The sequence below is a fragment of the Paracoccus cavernae genome (assembly GCF_042430175.1).
In the GTDB taxonomy this organism is placed as follows: Bacteria; Pseudomonadota; Alphaproteobacteria; order Rhodobacterales; family Rhodobacteraceae; genus Paracoccus; species Paracoccus cavernae.
The window spans coordinates 600,142-617,715 of record NZ_JBHMDZ010000001.1 but is presented as its reverse complement, the minus strand read 5'-3'; the positions used below and the strand labels follow the sequence as shown (position 1 = coordinate 617,715).

General features: G+C 65.2%; 15 protein-coding genes. 12 read left to right on the top strand and 3 right to left on the bottom strand.

Going from position 1 to position 17,574, the window contains the following annotated elements; genetic code table 11:
- The first annotated feature begins 45 nt into the window (after positions 1 to 45).
- Genes tsaE through trxA form a run of 5 tightly spaced genes read left to right on the top strand, consistent with a single transcriptional unit; the run spans position 46 to position 8,888 of the window.
- Positions 46 to 1,524, top strand: a complete 1,479-nt coding sequence (gene tsaE, locus ACFFUC_RS03000; protein WP_377683374.1) for a tRNA (adenosine(37)-N6)-threonylcarbamoyltransferase complex ATPase subunit type 1 TsaE — start codon at positions 46 to 48, stop codon at positions 1,522 to 1,524.
- Positions 1,500 to 2,186, top strand: a complete 687-nt coding sequence (locus ACFFUC_RS02995; protein WP_377683372.1) for a nucleotidyltransferase family protein — start codon at positions 1,500 to 1,502, stop codon at positions 2,184 to 2,186. Before tsaE ends, ACFFUC_RS02995 begins: the two co-directional genes overlap by 25 nt.
- A 5-nt stretch (positions 2,187 to 2,191) precedes the next feature.
- Positions 2,192 to 5,131: a double-strand break repair protein AddB gene (gene addB / locus ACFFUC_RS02990; protein ID WP_377683370.1), complete on the top strand. Its 2,940-nt coding sequence runs from the start codon at positions 2,192 to 2,194 to the stop codon at positions 5,129 to 5,131.
- The gene (gene addA / locus ACFFUC_RS02985) at positions 5,118 to 8,513 is read left to right on the top strand and encodes a double-strand break repair helicase AddA (protein WP_377683368.1); all 3,396 of its coding nucleotides are present in this window, start codon (positions 5,118 to 5,120) and stop codon (positions 8,511 to 8,513) included. The genes addB and addA overlap by 14 nt, the downstream gene beginning before the upstream one ends.
- Before the next feature lie 54 nt (positions 8,514 to 8,567).
- Positions 8,568 to 8,888, top strand: a complete 321-nt coding sequence (trxA, locus tag ACFFUC_RS02980) for a thioredoxin (protein WP_377683366.1) — start codon at positions 8,568 to 8,570, stop codon at positions 8,886 to 8,888.
- Between the two features lie 101 nt (positions 8,889 to 8,989).
- Here the strand turns inward: trxA and ACFFUC_RS02975 are convergent, their stop codons facing one another.
- A complete protein-coding gene (locus ACFFUC_RS02975) occupies positions 8,990 to 9,892 on the bottom strand; it encodes a hypothetical protein (protein ID WP_377683364.1) in 903 nt (300 codons plus the stop codon).
- 81 nt (positions 9,893 to 9,973) lie between these two features.
- On the opposite strand from ACFFUC_RS02975, the gene hslV reads away from it, so the two are divergent.
- From hslV to ACFFUC_RS02955, 4 genes are all read left to right on the top strand, one after another.
- Positions 9,974 to 10,537, top strand: coding sequence for an ATP-dependent protease subunit HslV (gene hslV / locus ACFFUC_RS02970; RefSeq protein WP_377683363.1), 564 nt, complete (start codon positions 9,974 to 9,976; stop codon positions 10,535 to 10,537).
- A 77-nt stretch (positions 10,538 to 10,614) separates the two neighbouring features.
- The gene (locus tag ACFFUC_RS02965) at positions 10,615 to 11,688 is read left to right on the top strand and encodes a hypothetical protein (protein WP_377683361.1); all 1,074 of its coding nucleotides are present in this window, start codon (positions 10,615 to 10,617) and stop codon (positions 11,686 to 11,688) included.
- Positions 11,685 to 12,992, top strand: a complete 1,308-nt coding sequence (hslU, locus tag ACFFUC_RS02960) for an ATP-dependent protease ATPase subunit HslU (RefSeq protein ID WP_377683360.1) — start codon at positions 11,685 to 11,687, stop codon at positions 12,990 to 12,992. Before ACFFUC_RS02965 ends, hslU begins: the two co-directional genes overlap by 4 nt.
- A 165-nt stretch (positions 12,993 to 13,157) precedes the next feature.
- Entirely contained in the window at positions 13,158 to 14,258 is a 1,101-nt protein-coding gene (locus ACFFUC_RS02955) for an alpha/beta hydrolase (protein WP_377683358.1), read from the top strand.
- Here the strand turns inward: ACFFUC_RS02955 and ACFFUC_RS02950 are convergent.
- Positions 14,243 to 14,866, bottom strand: a complete 624-nt coding sequence (locus ACFFUC_RS02950; protein WP_377683356.1) for a Smr/MutS family protein — start codon at positions 14,864 to 14,866, stop codon at positions 14,243 to 14,245. The two genes, ACFFUC_RS02955 and ACFFUC_RS02950, sit on opposite strands and share 16 nt — an antisense overlap.
- 3 nt (positions 14,867 to 14,869) lie before the next feature.
- The gene (locus tag ACFFUC_RS02945) at positions 14,870 to 15,529 is read right to left on the bottom strand and encodes a Tim44/TimA family putative adaptor protein (RefSeq protein WP_377683354.1); all 660 of its coding nucleotides are present in this window, start codon (positions 15,527 to 15,529) and stop codon (positions 14,870 to 14,872) included.
- A gap of 154 nt (positions 15,530 to 15,683) precedes the next feature.
- On the opposite strand from ACFFUC_RS02945, the gene ACFFUC_RS02940 reads away from it, so the two are divergent.
- From ACFFUC_RS02940 to ACFFUC_RS02930, 3 genes are all read left to right on the top strand, one after another.
- On the top strand, positions 15,684 to 16,232 hold the full coding sequence (locus ACFFUC_RS02940; RefSeq protein ID WP_377683352.1) for an FxsA family protein: 549 nt from the start codon (positions 15,684 to 15,686) through the stop codon (positions 16,230 to 16,232).
- A 50-nt stretch (positions 16,233 to 16,282) separates the two neighbouring features.
- Positions 16,283 to 16,795, top strand: a complete 513-nt coding sequence (secB, locus tag ACFFUC_RS02935) for a protein-export chaperone SecB (protein ID WP_377683350.1) — start codon at positions 16,283 to 16,285, stop codon at positions 16,793 to 16,795.
- Between the two features lie 140 nt (positions 16,796 to 16,935).
- Positions 16,936 to 17,541, top strand: a complete 606-nt coding sequence (locus ACFFUC_RS02930; RefSeq protein ID WP_377683615.1) for a YfbR-like 5'-deoxynucleotidase — start codon at positions 16,936 to 16,938, stop codon at positions 17,539 to 17,541.
- Positions 17,542 to 17,574: the final 33 nt, after the last annotated feature.

Below are 17,574 nucleotides of genomic sequence, written 5' to 3'. Positions count from 1 at the left end.
GGTTTTCTCGTTTCACATGAAACAGTTTCATTAAAATGACATATTATGCTTCTTTCGACTGTGCATAACGCTGATGAACGTCTGACCGCCGGCCTCGCGCGGGCCTTTGCGGCTGTGCTTCAGCCCGGAGACGTGCTCGCCTTGCGCGGGCAGGTCGGTGCCGGAAAAACCCATTTCGCGCGCGCCTTCATCCGTGCCCGTCAGGGCGATGCGGCCGAAGACGTGCCCAGCCCGACCTTCACGCTGGTCCAGACCTATCCCGATCCGATGGGGACCGAGATCTGGCACGCCGATCTCTATCGTCTGGGCGATGTCGGCGAGCTGGTCGAACTTGGCCTCGACGAGGCGATGGAAGAGGCGATCACGCTGATCGAATGGCCCGAGAAGGGCGGCGATCTGCCCGGCGCGCTGACCGTGATGATCGAGCCCGAGCCCGAGGACCCCGATTTGCGCCGCATCACCTTCAACGGCGATCCGGTGCGCTGGGGTCTGGTCGGGCGCATCGTCACCATCGCGAAGCTGCTGCGCCGCGCGGGCTGGGACGAGGCGCGGATCGTGCCTCTGGCGGGCGACGCCTCGAGCCGGCGCTACTTCCGCCTCGAAGACCACGCCCATGCCGAACCCGCGCCGCAAGGCACGGCTGCAAGCGCGACGGGCCAGGCGGTCCTGATGGATGCCTCGCCGGGGTCATGCGGTCCCTATGTCGCGATGACGCAATGGCTTCAGGGCCGCGGTTTCCACGCGCCCGCAATCCTTGCGACCGACGAGCCGCAGGGGCTCTTGCTGCTCGAAGATCTCGGCGACGATCTGGTCGCCCGCGTTCTCGAAGAGCGGCCGGCGCTCGCTCCCGAAATCTATGCCCGCATGACGGAGCTTCTGGTCGAGATCCACCGCCACGAGCCGCCGGACCACCTGCTGCGCCTCGATGCCGACGAGCTGTCGCAACAGGTCGGGCTTTTCGCCGAATGGTATCCGGCAGCGGTCGGCGCGGCGGGCAAGGGCAGTGAGGTCGCGGCGCTGATGCGCGAGCTTCACGCAGAGCTGGCGGGCGGGGTGGACCCCGTGCTGGGGCTGCGCGATTTCCATGCGGAGAACCTCGTCTGGCTGGGTGATGCGCCGCTCGGGCTGCTGGACTTTCAGGATGCGGTCATCGTCCATCCGGCTTATGATCTGGTCTCGGGCCTGCAGGATGCGCGCCGCGACATCGACCCCGCGATCGAGGCGCGCGAGATCGCGCGCTATATCGCCGCCACCGGCCGCGACGAAGACGCCTTCCGCGCGGCCTATGCGCTTTTGGGCGCGCAGCGCAGCCTGCGGATCATGGGGATTTTCACGCGGCTCTGCATCCGCGACGCCAAGCCGCGCTATCTGGCTTTCATGCCGCGCGTCTGGGAGATGATCATGCGCAACCTCGCCCATCCGGCGCTTGCGCCCCTCGCCGCGGCGCTTGACGGCATCCCCGCGCCCACATCCGCGAATATCGAGAGGATCCGTAGCCAATGTCCGACGCACCGCGAGTATTGATGCTGTTTGCGGCCGGTAAAGGCACGCGTATGGCCCCGCTGACCGACAAAACCCCCAAGCCGCTGCTCAAGGTCGGGCGGCGCACGCTTTTGGACCGCGCCCTTGATCTGGCGCGCGAGGGCGGTGTCGCCGAGGTCGTGGTCAACACCCATTACCTTGGCGAGCAGATCGTCACCCATCTGGCGGGCCGCGAGGGGATCACGATTTCCGATGAAAGCGACGCGCTTCTGGAAACCGGCGGCGGCCTGAAAAAGGCGCTGCCGCTTTTGGGCGCGGGGCCGGTCGTTACGCTCAACCCCGATGTCGTCTGGACGGGGGCGAACCCGATCGCTGCGTTGCGCGAGGCTTGGGACCCCGCGCGGATGGATGCTCTTCTGGCGCTGATCCCGCTGCGGGCGGCACGCGGACGGATCGGAGGCGGCGATTTCGCGATGGACGGCGAAGGCCGCCTGACCCGCAAGGGAAACTTCGTCTATGGCGGGGCGCAGATCATCAAGACCGAGCGTCTGGCCGAGATCGGCGACGCGGCTTTTTCGCTCAACCGGCTGTGGGATCTGATGCTGGCCGATGGCCGCGCTTTCGGCCTCGCCCATAAGGGCGGCTGGGGCGATGTCGGTCGTCCCGACGCGATTCCGCTGGCCGAGGAGCTTCTGTATGGCTGAGCGCAATGGCTGACTGGCAATCGGGGCTTTTCGCCCTGCCCTGCGGCGTGGATTTCGCCGCAGCCCTTGCCGACGGGTTGATCGAGCGCATGGCGGGAACCCCTCCCGAAGCGATGGCGCGCGTCACGGTCTATGTGAACTCGGGCCGGACGGCGATTGCCCTGCGCGAGGCTTTGCTGACGCGCGGCCCGCGCTTTTTGCCGAAGATCGAGCAGGTGACGGCAATCGGCGGTGGCGCGATCACCGCGCGTCTGGCGCGCCGGCTGGAGCTGGGCCGCCTGATCGATGCGGTGCTCAAGGCCCAGCCCGATCTGGCGCGCGGGCAATCCGTGCCCGAACTTGCGGCCTCGCTGTCCGACCTCATGGCGGAAATGCAGCTCGAAGGGTTGGATGCCGCCGATCTCGACCGCATCGACGCCTCCGACCATGCCCAGCACTGGGCGCGCTCGCTTGCGTTTCTCAAGATCGCGACCGGCTATTATATGGCGAGACCCGCGCAAGATACCGAGGCGCGGCTGCGCGATGCTGCCCAAGCGATGGCTACGGCTTGGGGTGATGGGCGCAACCTTCCACAAGATCCGGTGGTTGTCGCGGGCTCGACCGGCTCTTTCGGGGCGACGCGCGATTTCATGATGGCGGTGGCGCGGCTGCCGATGGGGGCGGTGGTTCTGCCGGGTTACGACCCTTGGCAGGATGCTTCGGTCTGGAAAATGCTCGACACGCGGGCCGAGGATCACCCGCAGGCCCGTTTCGCCCCCTTCATCGCCGAGTTCGGGACGCCGCGGGATTGGACCGCGACCCATTCCGCCCCCGATCCGGCGCGCAACCGGCTGATGTCTCTGGCGCTGCGCCCCGCCCCCGTGACCGATCAATGGATCGCCGAAGGGCCGGATCTGGGCGATCTCGTCGGCCCCACCGCCGGCATCACCCTGATAGAGGCAGAGCAGCCGGGCGAGGAGGCCGAGGCGATTGCGCTGATCATGCGCGAAGCCGCCGAAGAGGGCCGCGAGCTGACGCTGCTCTCGCCCGATCGCGGGCTGCTCAGGCGCGTGACCTCGGCGCTCGACCGTTGGAGCATCATCCCCGACGACAGCGCCGGCCGCCCGTTGTCGCTGACCTCTCCGGGGCTGTTTTTGCGGCATGTCGCGGGGCTTTTCGGCCAGCCGCTGACCGTCGATGCCTTGCTGGTGCTGCTCAAACATCCGCTCGCCCATTCGGGTTCGGGCAAAGAGATGCGGCGCGAACACCAGCGCCTGACGCGCGATCTCGAACTCGATCTGCGCCGTCACGGTCCCGCCTTTCCCGATGGCGACTTCATGCGCCAATGGGGCAGCAAACGCGACGAGACCCGCCGTGACTGGGCCGAATGGCTGGCCGCCACGATGGAGCGTCTGGCGCCTTTGGGCGAAGACCGCGCGCCGCGTCCCTTGGCGCAACGGCTGGCCGATCTGGTGGCGCTGGCGGGTGATCTCGCCGCCGGTCCCGCCGGCACTGCCGAGGATTCCGAGCTGTGGAAGGAACGTCCGGGCCGCGAATCCAAGGCGCTTCTGGCCCATCTTTCGACCCATGCCCATCTGGGCCACGACATGCGGCCGGGCGAGTTTTCGGACTTCTTGACGCGCGAGATGAACAACCAGAACGTCCGCGAAGATGCGATCCCCCATCCGCTGATCCATTACCGCGGCCCGCGCGAGGCGAGGACCGAGAAATCCCCGCTGCTGATCCTTGCCGGCCTGAACGAGGGCGGCTGGCCGCAGGCGCTCAAACCCGATCCGTGGCTGTCGCGCCCGATGCGTCTGGCGGCGGGGCTGACCCTGCCCGAGCGGCGCGTGGGCCTTGCCGCGCATGACTTCCAGCAGGCGATCGCCTCGCCGCAAGTCATCCTGACCCGCGCGCGCCGCGATGCCGAGGCCGAGACGATCCCCTCGCGCTGGCTGAACCGGCTGGTGAACCTTTTGGGTGGCCTGCCCGCGCAACGCGGCAAGGAGGCCTTGGCCGGCATGCGCGACCGCGGCCAGCATTGGCTTGATCTGGCGGCGCTTCAGGGCCGTGCACGCGACAAGCGTCCGGCGGCTTTGCGCCCCTCGCCGATCCCGCCGCCGCCCGCGCTCAAGGTGATGTCGGTGACCGAGGTGCGCACGCTGATCCGCGACCCCTATGCCGTCTATGCGCGCCGCGTTCTGGGCCTGAACCGCCTGCCGCCCCTGCGCGCCGAACCCGATCCGGCCGAGCGCGGCAATGTCCTGCACGCCATCGTTCAGGGCTTTTTGCAGGCGCGCGGCGATGCGACCGATCCCGCGACGCTCAAGGCCGTTTTGATGCGCAAGACCGACGAGGTGCTCGAAGCCGAGGTGCCTTGGCCCTCGGCGCGGCTTTTCTGGCGGGCACGGATCGCGGGGATCGCCGACCAGCTGGTCAAGGACGAATCCGCGCGGCTGCGGGCCGGAAGTCTGCCCACCGTGATCGAAAATCGCGGCAAGGCGGTGGTTGCGGGCTTTGACTTCGCGCTGACCGCGCGGCCCGACCGGATCGACACTTTGCCCGACGGGCGGGTGCATATCTACGACTACAAATCCGGCAAGCCGCCGACCGACAAGCAGATCGCGCATTTCGACAAGCAGCTCCCGCTCGAAGCCGCTTTGGCCGAACGCGGTGCCTTCGACAAGCTGGGTCAGGCCGAGGTTGCCGGCATCAGCTATATTCAGCTGGGCGGCGAGGGCGCGACCGAGCCGCGCGATTTCCCCTTGGGCTTTGCGGATCAGACATGGGACGGTTTCGTCGCGCTGATCACGAAATACCTGCAGGGAGAGCGCGGCTTTACCGCCCGCCTCGCGATGGAGCAAAGCTCTCACGGCAGCGATTACGACCACTTGTCGCGGCTGGGCGAATGGTCGCCCACCGAACCCGCGACCCCCGAGAAGATTGGCGATCATGACGATGGATGAGGCGACGCTTGCACAGGTCCGTGCGGCCGATCCGCGCCGCTCGACCTGGCTGACGGCCAATGCGGGCTCGGGCAAGACACGGGTGCTGACCGATCGCGTGGCGCGGCTTTTGCTGGCCGGAACCGCGCCCGAGCGCATCTTGTGTCTGACCTATACCAAGGCCGCCGCGACCGAGATGCAGAACCGGCTTTTGCGCCGTCTGGGCGAATGGGCGATGCTGCCAGAGGCCGGTTTGCGCAAGGAACTGGCTGCTTTGGGCGAAGTCGGAGAACCCGATCTTCCCGCCGCCCGCCGCCTGTTCGCCCGCGCGATCGAGACGCCGGGGGGCCTCAAGGTCCAGACGATCCACAGCTTTTGCGCGGGCGTTTTGCGGCGCTTTCCGCTCGAGGCCGGCGTTCCGCACGGCTTTTCTGAGCTCGACGACCGCACGGGCACGCTGATCCGCGCCGAAATCATCGAGGATATGGCGCGCGAGGATGCGCCAGAGCTGCAGGACCTTCTGACGCTGCAATCGGGCGAGCAGATCGACGGTTTTCTGGCCGGTCTCGAGGGCTTCGACGCCCCGCCCGATGCCGCGGCTGTCTGGGAGATGGCCGGGCTGGAGGCGGGTTTCGGCTGGGCCGATCTGAAACGCGACGTTTTCGTCGGCGGGAATGCCGATGTGATCACAAAAATCATCCCCCTTCTCGCGGCCAGCGGCGCCAATGACAGCAAGGCCGCCGCCAAGCTGTCGGATGGCGATTGGGCCGCGCCCGCAATGGCCGAGCTCACCATTCTCGAAGGGGTTTTGCTGACCGGATCGGGCGCGAAAGAGCCGTTTACAGCCAAGATCGGCAGCTTCCCGACCAAAGGGCTGCGCAGCGGGGCCTGTGCGCCCTTCATGGACGATCTCGATCATCTCATGGCACGGGTCGAGGGGGCGCGGGCGCAGCGCCTCGCGCTTTCCCATGCCGAGCGCACGCTGGCGCTGCAGCGGTTCGGCCATGCGTTCCATCTGCGCTACGAGGCGGCGAAACGCGGGGCGGGCTGGCTCGATTTCGACGATCTCATTGGAAAAACGGCGGCGCTTTTGTCGGAAAGCTCGATGGCGCAATGGGTGCTCTTCCGGCTGGACGGCGGGATTGACCACATTCTGGTCGACGAGGCTCAGGATACCTCGCCCGAGCAATGGCAGGTGATCCAGCGGCTGACCGACGAGTTCACCTCCGGCGACGGCGCGCGGGCCGATGACGAGCGCACGCTTTTCGTCGTGGGCGACCCGAAACAGTCGATCTATTCCTTCCAAGGCGCGGATATCGCGGTTTTCGAGGAGCGCCGTCAGGGTTTTTCCGAGGCGTTCGAGGCCGTCGGCCGCCCGATGCAGGTGCTGGAACTGCGCCATTCCTTCCGCTCTTCGGCTGCGATCCTGTCGGCGGTGGATGCGGTTTTTGCGGGCGATGCGGCGCGGGGCTTGGGCGATCCGCCGCGCCATATCGCTTTTCGGACCGCCCTTCCCGGCCGCGTCGATCTGTGGCCGGCAATTCCCAAACCCGATGCACCCGAGCCGGGCGACTGGACCGATCCGGTCGATCAGGGGGCGGAAAACTCGGAAACATCCGAGCTGGCGCGTGCGATTGCCGAAGGGATCGCGGGGATGTTGGGCCAGCCGATTTTCGATGCCAAGACCAACAAGATCCGCCGCATTCGCGCTGGCGACGTGCTGATCCTCGTCCAGCGCCGCTCGGATCTTTTCGCCGAGGTCATTGGCGCGCTGAAAGCCGCGCGGCTGCCGGTGGCGGGGGCGGACCGGCTCAAGCTGGCGGCCGAGCTGGCGGTGATGGACATCCGCTCGACGCTGGCGGTGGTGGCCACGCCCGAAGACGATCTGGCGCTGGCCGAGGCTTTGCGCTCGCCGCTTTTCGGCCTTTCCGAGGATGACCTTTACCGCCTCGCGGTCGGGCGCGAGGGCAAGGCCTATCTCTGGCAGCGCCTGCGCGAATCCGACCATCGCCAAGCGGTCGAGATCCTGTCCGACCTGATGGGCCAGACCGGCTTCATGCGGCCCTACGACATGATTTCGCGCCTGCTGATCCGCCATAACGGCCGCGAAAAGCTGATCGCGCGGTTGGGTCCCGAGGCCGAGGACGGTATCGACGAGCTGCTGTCGCAGGCCTTGGTCTACGAGGGCTCCGACGTGCCCTCGCTGACGGGGTTTCTGGTCTGGCTCGAGGGAGACGAGGTCGAGGTCCGCCGTCAGGCCGGCTCGGCCAGTGAAGAGGGCGAGGGGCTGATCCGCGTGATGACGGTTCACGGCTCCAAAGGGCTCGAAAGCCCGATCGTGATCATGCCCGATGCCGCCAAACGCCGTGCCCCGCGCGAGGCGCAGATCATGCGCGTGCCGGGTGCGGCACCGGTCTGGCGCGGCCGCAAGGACGAGCGGCCCGCCGATATCGCGACCCTCGCCGCCGAGCAGACCGAGCGCCAGATCCTCGAGCGCAAACGCCTGCTTTATGTCGGGCTGACCCGAGCCGAGACATGGTTGATCGTCGCGGCGGCGGGCGAGGTCGGACTGGGCGAAGACAGCTGGCACGCGCAGGTCGGCGACGGGCTGGCGCGTCTGGAGGGCATGGTCGAAAGCCGTCACAAAGCGCCTTTCGGCGGCGAGATCCGCCGCTTCAGCCACGGCGACTGGCCCGAGAGCGCCCCCGAGACCGCGCCGCGCGAAGAGGTCGTCATTGCCGAGCCTGACTGGCTGCGCCAACCCGCCCAGACCCGCAGCCGCCCGCCGCGTCCGGTGGCTGCGACCGCGCTTGGCGGGGCCAAGGTGATCGGCGCACCCTCGGATGTCGAAGGCGATATCGCGGCGGCGATGCTGGCGGGGACGCGGCTTCACCTGCTGCTCGAACATCTGCCCGACCATGACCCCGACGAATGGGAGCAATTGGCCCGCGACATCCTGTCGAACGAAGAAGGCGGCCTGCCCGATGACGAGACCCTCGCCGAGCTTCTGACCGAGGCTGCGGATGTCGTCGGCGCGCCCGAATTGGGTGAAGTCTTCGATCTGCCTGCGGATGCGGTGGTTCTGCGCGAAGTTTCTCTGGTCGGCGAACTCCCCGATTTCGGCGTGATCACCGGCGCGGTCGACCGCCTGATCGTGACGCCGGCGCGGGTGCTGGCGGTCGATTTCAAGTCGAACCGCGAGGTTCCCGAGGGTCCAGCCGCCACGCCTTTGGGGATTTTGCGCCAGCTTGCCGCCTATCGCGCCGCGCTGCGCCAGATCTATCCCGACCGCGCGGTTGCGGTTGCGGTACTGTGGACAAAGGCGCGGCGGATGGAGGTGATCGGGGACGACCTGCTCGATCAATCGCTGGTCGGGGTTGACCAGAGGCTGTTCGGCTCCTAGCTCTTTACCAACAGAATTGATCCGGTGCGTCCGGATGGGAAACAGGAGTTTCAGATGGCCACGACCGCCGTTACCGATGCGAGCTTCGATATCGAAGTCAAACAATCCTCTGTCCCCGTCGTCGTCGACTTCTGGGCGGAATGGTGTGGCCCCTGCCGCATGATCGGCCCGTCGCTCGAAGAGCTTGCCGCCGAATATGGCGACAAGGTCAAGATCGTGAAGGTCAATGTCGACGAGAACCCCGAGAGCCCTGCCGCCCTCGGCGTGCGCGGCATTCCGGCGCTGTTCCTGTTCAAGGACGGCGAAGTCGTCTCGAACAAGATCGGTGCTGCGCCGAAAGCGGCACTCAAGGCCTGGATCGACGATTCGATCTGAACGGATCCGGCCGGAGCATGAAAATGCCGGCGCATGCGTCGCCGGCATCTGTTCCACGTGAAGGCGAGCGCCCGAAAGGGCGGACAATCAGGGGGCGGCGGTCAGATGGGCCAGCCGCCCCTTCTCATTGCGGTGCGGATCTGTTCGGTCGCATCGGGGGCGGTGGCATTCACGGCCATGCGGCGCAGGAACCAGAACAGATAAAGCGCGAAATCGGGCCGGTAATGCGGCGCGAGCGCCAGCGCCTGCGCGGCCCCGAGCTCGGCCACATTCAGCGCGATATGGTGGAAATCGGACTGGCCGAAGAGAACGGCGGGTTTGTCGAAGAGAAAACCCTCGAAGGCCGCGGCGCTGTTTTGGGTCGCGACAAAGGCGCATTCGGGCAAAAGCGCCGCCGTCTGGCCGCCGATGGTCAGATTGGGGAAGCGCGCCGCCAGCTCGTCCAGCGCCTCGCGGTCCCTTGACGAGTAATCCTCGCCCGGATGCAGGGTGGCTATGGCGGGGCGGCCGGTTTCGGCAACGGCCGCGACCATGTCGATCGGGCTCATGGTCTGGAACGAGCGGCAGATGCGGATGCGGCCCTGGAGCGGGATCAGCACGAAATTGCCCCTGCTGGCGGTCTTGCCGGGGGCGACGCGGGCGCGGAGCTTGGCGGTGAAGCTCTCGGCCTCCTGCACGGCATGTTCCTGCGGCGCGAAAGTCTCGGTCGCGACATGGAAGCGCCAGCGTTGCTGATGCGGCTCGATCTGCCAGAACGGGTAGAAATAGGCGCGCCGGAAGCTGAGCGCGCGCGCATGGGTCGGGGCTTCGGCGTGAAACAACGCATAGCCGGATTCAGCGGGGGCTTCGTTGCGGGCAATGGCGCCGGTTTCGCGCCATTCGAGTTCCCATCCGGCCTCGGTGACCGCGGCCTTGACCTGATTGAGGAAGTTGAAGGTTCCGGCCCGTGCCGTTTCCAGCATGGGCGCTTCGAGATAGACACGCAGACGCTTGATTTCGCTCATGACGGGAACTCTAGCCAGAGGTGGCGGCTTGCGAAAGCCCCTGTGCGGCCATATTTCAAAGCCAACGAAGGAGTTAATCGCATGGCGGAAGACAAGTTTCCCGGTTGGCATGGCACGACGATCCTTGCGGTCAGACGCAACGGCCGCGTTGTGGTCGCGGGTGACGGACAGGTGAGCGTCGGGCCGACCGTGATGAAGGGCACCGCGCGCAAAGTGCGCCGGCTCTCGCCCGGCGGGCGCGATGTGGTGGTGGGTTTCGCGGGCTCGACCGCGGATGCCTTTACGCTGCTGGAGCGGCTGGAGAAGAAGCTGGAGGCCCTGCCCGGCCAGATGGCGCGCGCCTGCGTCGAACTGGCGAAGGATTGGCGCACCGACAAATATCTGCGCAACCTCGAGGCGATGCTGATCGTCACCGACGGCGTCGATATTTTCGTGGTGACCGGCGCGGGCGATGTGCTCGAGCCCGAACATGATGTCGCGGCAATCGGCTCGGGCGGGAACTACGCTTTGGCTGCGGCGCGCGGCCTGATGGAGGGCGGCGAGGATGCCGAGACCATCGCGCGCAAGGCGATGAAGATTGCCTCGGACATCTGCGTCTATACCAATGGAAACCTGACCGTCGAAGTTCTGGGTTCGGATGCATGATGGGGGCTCTGCCCCCGTCCTGCGGACTCCCCCGGGATATTTCGGCATGAAAGATCGGGCGCGGAGGTAACCGGCTGATGGTGGAAGTGACGCAGGGTGATTTGCGGGCGGCAGTGGCGGCCGGCATGGTGAGCGAGGCGCAGGCGGCCTCTGTGCAGGCTTTGGCCGCGCAGCGATTGGCCGGTGCCCCTGCCCGCGATGACGAGGCCTTCGAGCTGTTTCGCGGTTTTGCCGAGATTTTCATCTCTGTCGGGCTGCTCATCCTGATGTCCGGGATCATGGGATTGGCCGCGATGAGCGGGGATGCCTTGGTCCTGAGCATTGTCGGCATCGTGCTGAGCATGGGGCTTGCGCGCTACTTCACCCTGAAGCGGCGGATGGTCCTGCCGTCGATCGTGCTGGTTTGCGGCTATGCCCTCGCGGTTCTTGTGCTGCTGGGCTGGCTGGTCTTGTCGAACATGACGACACAGACCGGTCTGCGCGGCAGCCTGTTGACGGTCTTCGGCGGAACATTGGCGGCACTGCTTCTGTGGTACCGCATCTTCCGCCTGCCCTTCACCATGCTGCTAATCGGCTTGAGCGGGCTGATGGTGATGCTGGCCGTGGCGGCGCCATACGAGACGATGGCTTTTCTGGGCCGCCAGGATTTCGACGTGATGTTCGACCTCTGGCAGGGCTCGCGGCTGGCCTTCACGACGCTGGTCTTCGGTCTGGCGGCTGCGGCGGCAGGGCTGTGGTTCGATATGCGCGACCCCCATCGCCTGGGGCGCTATTCGGCCTCGGCCTTTTGGCTGCATCTGCTGGCTGCGCCCGCGATCGTTAATACTCTGGCGCAGACCGCGCTGGGGTTGGTCGGCGCGGCGCAGTTTGTCGCAATGGCATGCGTTCTGGTCGTGATGACCATTTTCGCGCTGGTCATCGACCGGCGCAGTTTTCTGACTGCGGGCCTCGGCTATCTGGCCTGGCTGATCTGGGCGCTTGCGTCGCGGAGCGGCGAGGGGCTGGACTGGCCCGTGGTCCTGATCCTGATCGGCGGTGCGGTTACCGCTTTGGGCGCGTGGTGGGTTCCTTTGCGGGCCCGACTGATGCGCGTTTTGCCCGATTTCCCGGGCAAGGACCGCCTGCCTCCCTATGCAAAAGGTGCACTATGACTGACCTCACCCCGCGCGAGATCGTAAGCGAGCTGGACCGCTTCATCATCGGGCAAAAAGACGCCAAGCGCGCCGTTGCCGTTGCGCTTCGCAACCGTTGGCGCCGAAAGCAGTTGGGCGACGACCTGCGTGACGAGGTTTATCCCAAGAACATCCTGATGATCGGGCCGACCGGCGTCGGCAAGACCGAGATCTCGCGCCGTCTGGCCAAGCTGGCGCGTGCGCCTTTCCTCAAGGTCGAAGCGACGAAATTCACCGAGGTCGGCTATGTCGGCCGCGATGTTGAGCAGATCATCCGCGATCTGACCGATGCCGCCATCGTCGAGACCCGCACCCGTATGCGCGAGGAGGTCAAGGCAAAGGCCTATCAGGCCGCCGAGGACCGCGTCGTGGCCGCTTTGGCAGGCGAGAACGCCCGCGAGCAGACCCGCGAGATGTTCCGCGACAAGCTCAAGCGCGGCGAGCTGGACAAGACCGAGATCGAGCTGGAGGTCACGGACAATTCCAACCCGCTCGGCGCGATGGAGATCCCCGGCCAGCCGCCGGGTGCGATGGGCGGCATGATGGATCTGGGCAGCCTGATGAAGGCGTTCGGCGGTCGTCGCGTGCGCCGCAAGGTGACGGTGGCCGACAGCTACGAGCTGCTGATTTCGGAAGAAGCCGACAAGCTGCTGGATGACGAGGTCGTCAAAGAGGCCGCACTGGAATCGGTCCAGCAGAACGGCATCGTTTTCATCGACGAGATCGACAAGGTTGCCGCGCGCTCTGATGTTCGGGGCGGCGATGTTTCGCGTGAAGGCGTGCAGCGCGACCTGCTGCCGCTGATCGAGGGCACGACGGTTTCGACCAAATACGGGCCGGTCAAGACCGACCATATCCTGTTTATCGCATCGGGCGCTTTCCATATCTCGAAACCCTCGGACCTGCTGCCCGAGCTTCAGGGCCGCCTGCCGATCCGTGTCGAGCTGCGCGCTTTGACCGAAGAGGATTTCGTCCGCATCCTGACCGAAACCGACAATGCCCTGACGCGCCAATATACCGCGCTGATGGCGACCGAGGGCGTGACCGTCACCTTCACTGCCGACGGGATCGCCGCTTTGGCGCGGATCGCCGCGGATGTGAACGGATCGGTCGAGAATATCGGGGCGCGCCGTCTTTACACCGTGATCGAGCGCGTCTTCGAAGAGCTCTCCTTCAGCGCGCCCGACCGTTCGGGCGAGGCGGTTCAGGTCGATGCCGCTTTCGTCGAGAAGCATCTGGGCGATCTGTCGCGCTCGAGCGATTTGTCGCGCTACGTTTTGTAAGTGCTGCAAGGGAAGGCGCTTTGGTGCCTTCCCTTCTGCCCGATCGCGCGCGCAGGGCGGAATGCGCGTCCCTGCCTTTGACGCTTTCAGGTTGCGCGAATTTCGGTTTTCAACCGGAGCCGGCTTTGGCATGGTATGTCCAGACAGGCTGGCGGGAGCGTCGATTTGCGCAAGTATCTGATTTCATTTGTTATCATTCTGTCAGCCTGCGCGCCGCGCGGCGAGGTCAGGGTTGATCCCTCTGCCGCTACTGTCGGCGAGGTGCAGGAAATTCTGGTCGGCACCACCCGCGCCTCTGAAGGGCCGGAGCGCAGCGAAGAGGTACGCTACGGGCGGGTCGATGTCTCGGTTCCGCCGCAACGCAAGGTCGGGACCATCAAATTCCCCGTCAAGGACCAGCCCGCAAATCCGCAAACCGACTTCCTCACGACGCAGCGCCTGTCCTATCCCACCCGCGAGGGCTTCCGTCAGGCGGTGCGCGAGCAGCTGCGCAATCCGCAGGTGCAAAGCGACGGGGACGCGGTGATTTTCGTTCACGGCTACAACAACACCTTCGCCGAGGGGCTCTATCGCTTCGCGCAATTCGCGCATGATCTGGATATGCCGGGCACCTATATGCACTTCGCATGGCCCTCGCGCGGGCAGACGCTGGCCTATGCGGCCGATCGCGATTCCGTGCTGTTTTCACGCGACGGGCTGCAACAGATGATCGAGGATACCCAAGCGGCCGGGGCACGTCAGGTCGTGCTGGTCGGGCATTCCATGGGCACCGAACTGGTGATGGAGACCTTGCGCCAGATGGCGATCGGCGGCAAACGCAAGGAACTCGACAAGATCGGCGGCGTGGTGCTGTTCTCGCCCGATATCGATGTCGATGTTTTCCGCATGCAGGCCAAGGCGATCGGCAAGCTGCCCCAGCCCTTCCTGATTTTCACCTCCTCCAAGGATAGCGCGTTGCAGCTTTCGGCGCGTCTGTCGGGCGAGCCGGTGCGTCTGGGCAGCTTGCAGGACGCGCGGCGGGTCTCTGATCTCGAGGTGATGCTGGTCGATACGGCCGCATTCAATACCGGCAGCGGCCATTTCGATGCGGCCAGCTCTCCCGCGCTGCTGTCGATCCTGACACGGGCCGGCGATATCGGTTCTGCCTTCGCCAATGATGCGGGCGGGCGTGTCGGGCTGTTTACTGGGGCGGCGCTGACGGTCGAGCGCGCGGCGCAGGTCGTGCTGCTGCCCGATCAATATGCGGCGGATTACTTCCGCAGATAGACGTAATAGGCGCCCTCGCCGCCGTGGCTGCGGTGCGCGGGGGTGACCTGAAGGACCAAGGGTGCCAGCGGCATCATCTGCAGCCAGTGCGGCACGTTGTGACGCAGCGCGCCCGGCCGGATCGGCAGAGGCGCATCGGGGCCTCCCGCTTTGCCCTTGCCCGTGATCACAAGAACCAGACGGCTGCCGCGGCTATGCGCGCCCATGACGAAATTGATCAGCGCGGGCTGGGCCACGGCCAGCGTCATGCCGTGAAGGTCGATGCGCGCCTCGGGACGCAGCTTGCCGCGCGTCATATGGCGATGTGTCTTGGCATCCATGCGCAGGGGCTGGGCGGCGAGACGCTCGCCCGGTTTGGGCGCGAGATCCTGATTGATGCGGGGATTGCGGCCCAGAGGCTCCGACGGCACGGAAAAACCGCCGATCCGGAAGGACGGCGGCAGCGGGGCCGGAGCAAAGGCGGCTGCGGCTTTCGCAATCACGCTTGCGGGCTTGGGCGGAGGCTCCGGCTTGGGATCCTTGCGCAAAGGCTGCATCGGCGCGATCGTCGCCGCGACACGGGACCATAGTGCCTTGTCTTCGGCCGAAAGACCCCGCTTGCGGCTCATGGTTCAGGCCGTAGCGACGAGTTGCCAGTTCGGATCGGACTGGCCCATATGGCGCGCAAAGGTCCAGTTGTCGCGCTGTTTGCGCGAGGTTTTGGCATCGCCTTCGACAATCTCGCCCGCGGCATTGCGCACGACAAGGCTGAGTTCGCCGACAAAGCGCACGGTGATCTCGGCAAGGCCTGTCGCGGGGTTGAATTCTGCGGCGGCCAGCGCGGTTTCGCGGGTGCCGAGGTAATTGGCTTCGGTTACGAGGCCCTTGGCCTTGCGGTCGGCAATCACGCTGTCGAAAGCCTCGGCCACCTGCGGCGCAAGGAAGGCGCGCACATCGGAAATATCCCCGCGCTCAAAGGCGAGAAGGATCATCTCGTAAGCGCCCTTTGCGCCCGAAAGGAACGGTCCGACCTCGAAATCGGGCTCGACGCGGCGCATCGCCTTGAGCGCGTTGGCGGCGGCGCTACCCGGCTCGGCATGGTCGGCGATATCGCCGTCCTCCTGGTTGGCGGTCCCCTCGATCACGTCGAAATTGCGGCGCGGCTGCTGTGCCTGCTGCTCGTTCTGGCTCGGCTCGAAACCATCGCGCGAGCCGAGGACGTTGCGCAGGCGCATGATCAGGAAAACCGCGATCGCGGCCAGCACGAGAAGTTGCAGAAAGGCATTCGACATCTGTTAACCTTGGCCGGAGTAACGTGAGTGGTGAGTTCCTGAGGGCAGGACGGTTGGTTTTGGCGGGATCACTCTCTATGTAGGGTTCAGGTCGCGACAAGTCTAGTTTCGGCTGTGAATTCAGTCGAAGTTGCTTCGACAAAGGAGATGAAAAATGCGCCTTTCCTGGGTTTTTATGTTGCTGCCCATCATAGAGATCGCGCTTTTCGTCATAATCGGCGGTGAAATCGGCGTTTTGGCGACGCTGGCGTGGCTGTTTCTCGCCGGTATCGCGGGTATGGCGCTGATCCGCCATCAGGGCGCGCAGGCGGCGATGGATCTCCAGCAATCGTTGCAGCAAATGCGCGGGACGACGACGCCGATGGCCGACCGGACGCTGCTGATGATCGCGGGCGTCCTGCTGGTCGTGCCGGGCTTTTTCACCGATTTTCTGGCGGGACTTTTGCTGATCCCGCCGCTGCGTAAACAGATCGTGAAGCAGATCGCGGCGCGCACAACCGTGACGGGCGCGAGCTTCGGTTTCGGCGGCGCGCAAAGCCGCTACCACGATGCCGGCGTGATCGATGGCGAATATGTCATTCAGGACGACCCCTATGTGCCGCCGTCCGATGTCGGCCTGCCGCGTCCGGGCGCCGACGGAGCGAACGGCAGTGGTCGCGATCGCGGCAACAGCAACGGAAATTCCGGCTGGACGCAGCATTGAGCGCCTCGTTGTGCAGTGCTAGAACCTTGTGAAATCCAAGGAGGATAGTAATGAGCGACGATACCCCGAACGGCGCGGCAGCCGGTCAAGCGCAGCCCGCAGCGGTTCGCATGCAGATCCTGACCCAATATGTCCGCGACCTCTCCTTCGAGAATGCCGTGGCCCAGAAGGGCGCGCCGGGTGGCGAGGTCCAGCCCGAGATCAACGTTCAGGTCAGCCTCGACGCGCGCAAGCGCCAGACCGAGAACCAGTATGAAGTCATTACGAAATTCCGCGTGACCTCGACCAATGCCGCCGACAAGACCCCGCTGTTTCTGTGCGAGCTGGACTACGGCGGGATCTTCCACATCGAGGGCGTGCCGGAAGACCAGATGCATCCGTTCCTGCTGATCGAATGCCCGCGCATCCTGTTCCCCTTCGTGCGCCGCATCATCTCGGACATGACCCGCGACGGCGGCTTCCCGGCCTTCAACATGGATCCGGTCGATTTCGTCGCGCTCTACCGTCAGGAAATCCAGCGCCGCGCGCAGAACGAAGTGCCGGCGAACCAGCCGCTGTCGTAATGTGACGTCACGGCAATTCATCGGGGCCGCGCCATTCAAGGGCGCGGCCCTTTTGTTTCGTGCACGGGATTGCGGATTTGAAGGTGAACTATTCTTTAACGAATGTTCCCTATTCAGAACGCAGCTTTAAGGAGATCGACATGGCATCGCAGCCGAAACGGGCATGGCAGAGAATGCTGTCTGGGCGCAGGCTTGATCTGCTTGATCCGACGCCCGTCGATATCGAGATCGAGGATATTGCCCACGGCCTTGCTTTCGTTGCCCGCTGGAACGGTCAGACCAGAGGTGATTGGGCGTATAACGTCGCGGAACATTCGATATTGGTCGAAGAGATATTCACTCTGCTCAATCCCGACGGGGCAATTCGCTGGCGCTTGGCGGCATTGCTTCATGATTCTCCCGAATATGTGATCGGGGATATGATCTCGCCGGTAAAGTCGGCGCTGGGTTCCGAATATGGCGAAATGGAGGCGCGTATCGCCGCGGCCGTGCATCGCCGTTTCGGATTGCCCGCGCAAATCCCCGTGGCGATCAAGCGCTCGATCAAACAGGCCGACCGGATCTCGGCGCGGATGGAGGCAATCCAGATTGCCGGATTCTCGCCGGAAGAAGCCAGAAAGCTATTCCCGACAATCGGCGGGGATATTGCTGCCGGCCTGACAATCCGCCTGCGTCCGCCAGCAGAAGCGCGCGCGGCATTCTTGCAAAGATTCAATGATATCATTCGTGGAATGGACGGCGGTTAAAGGCCGTCCAATTCCCGATCTAAAAAGAAAAAT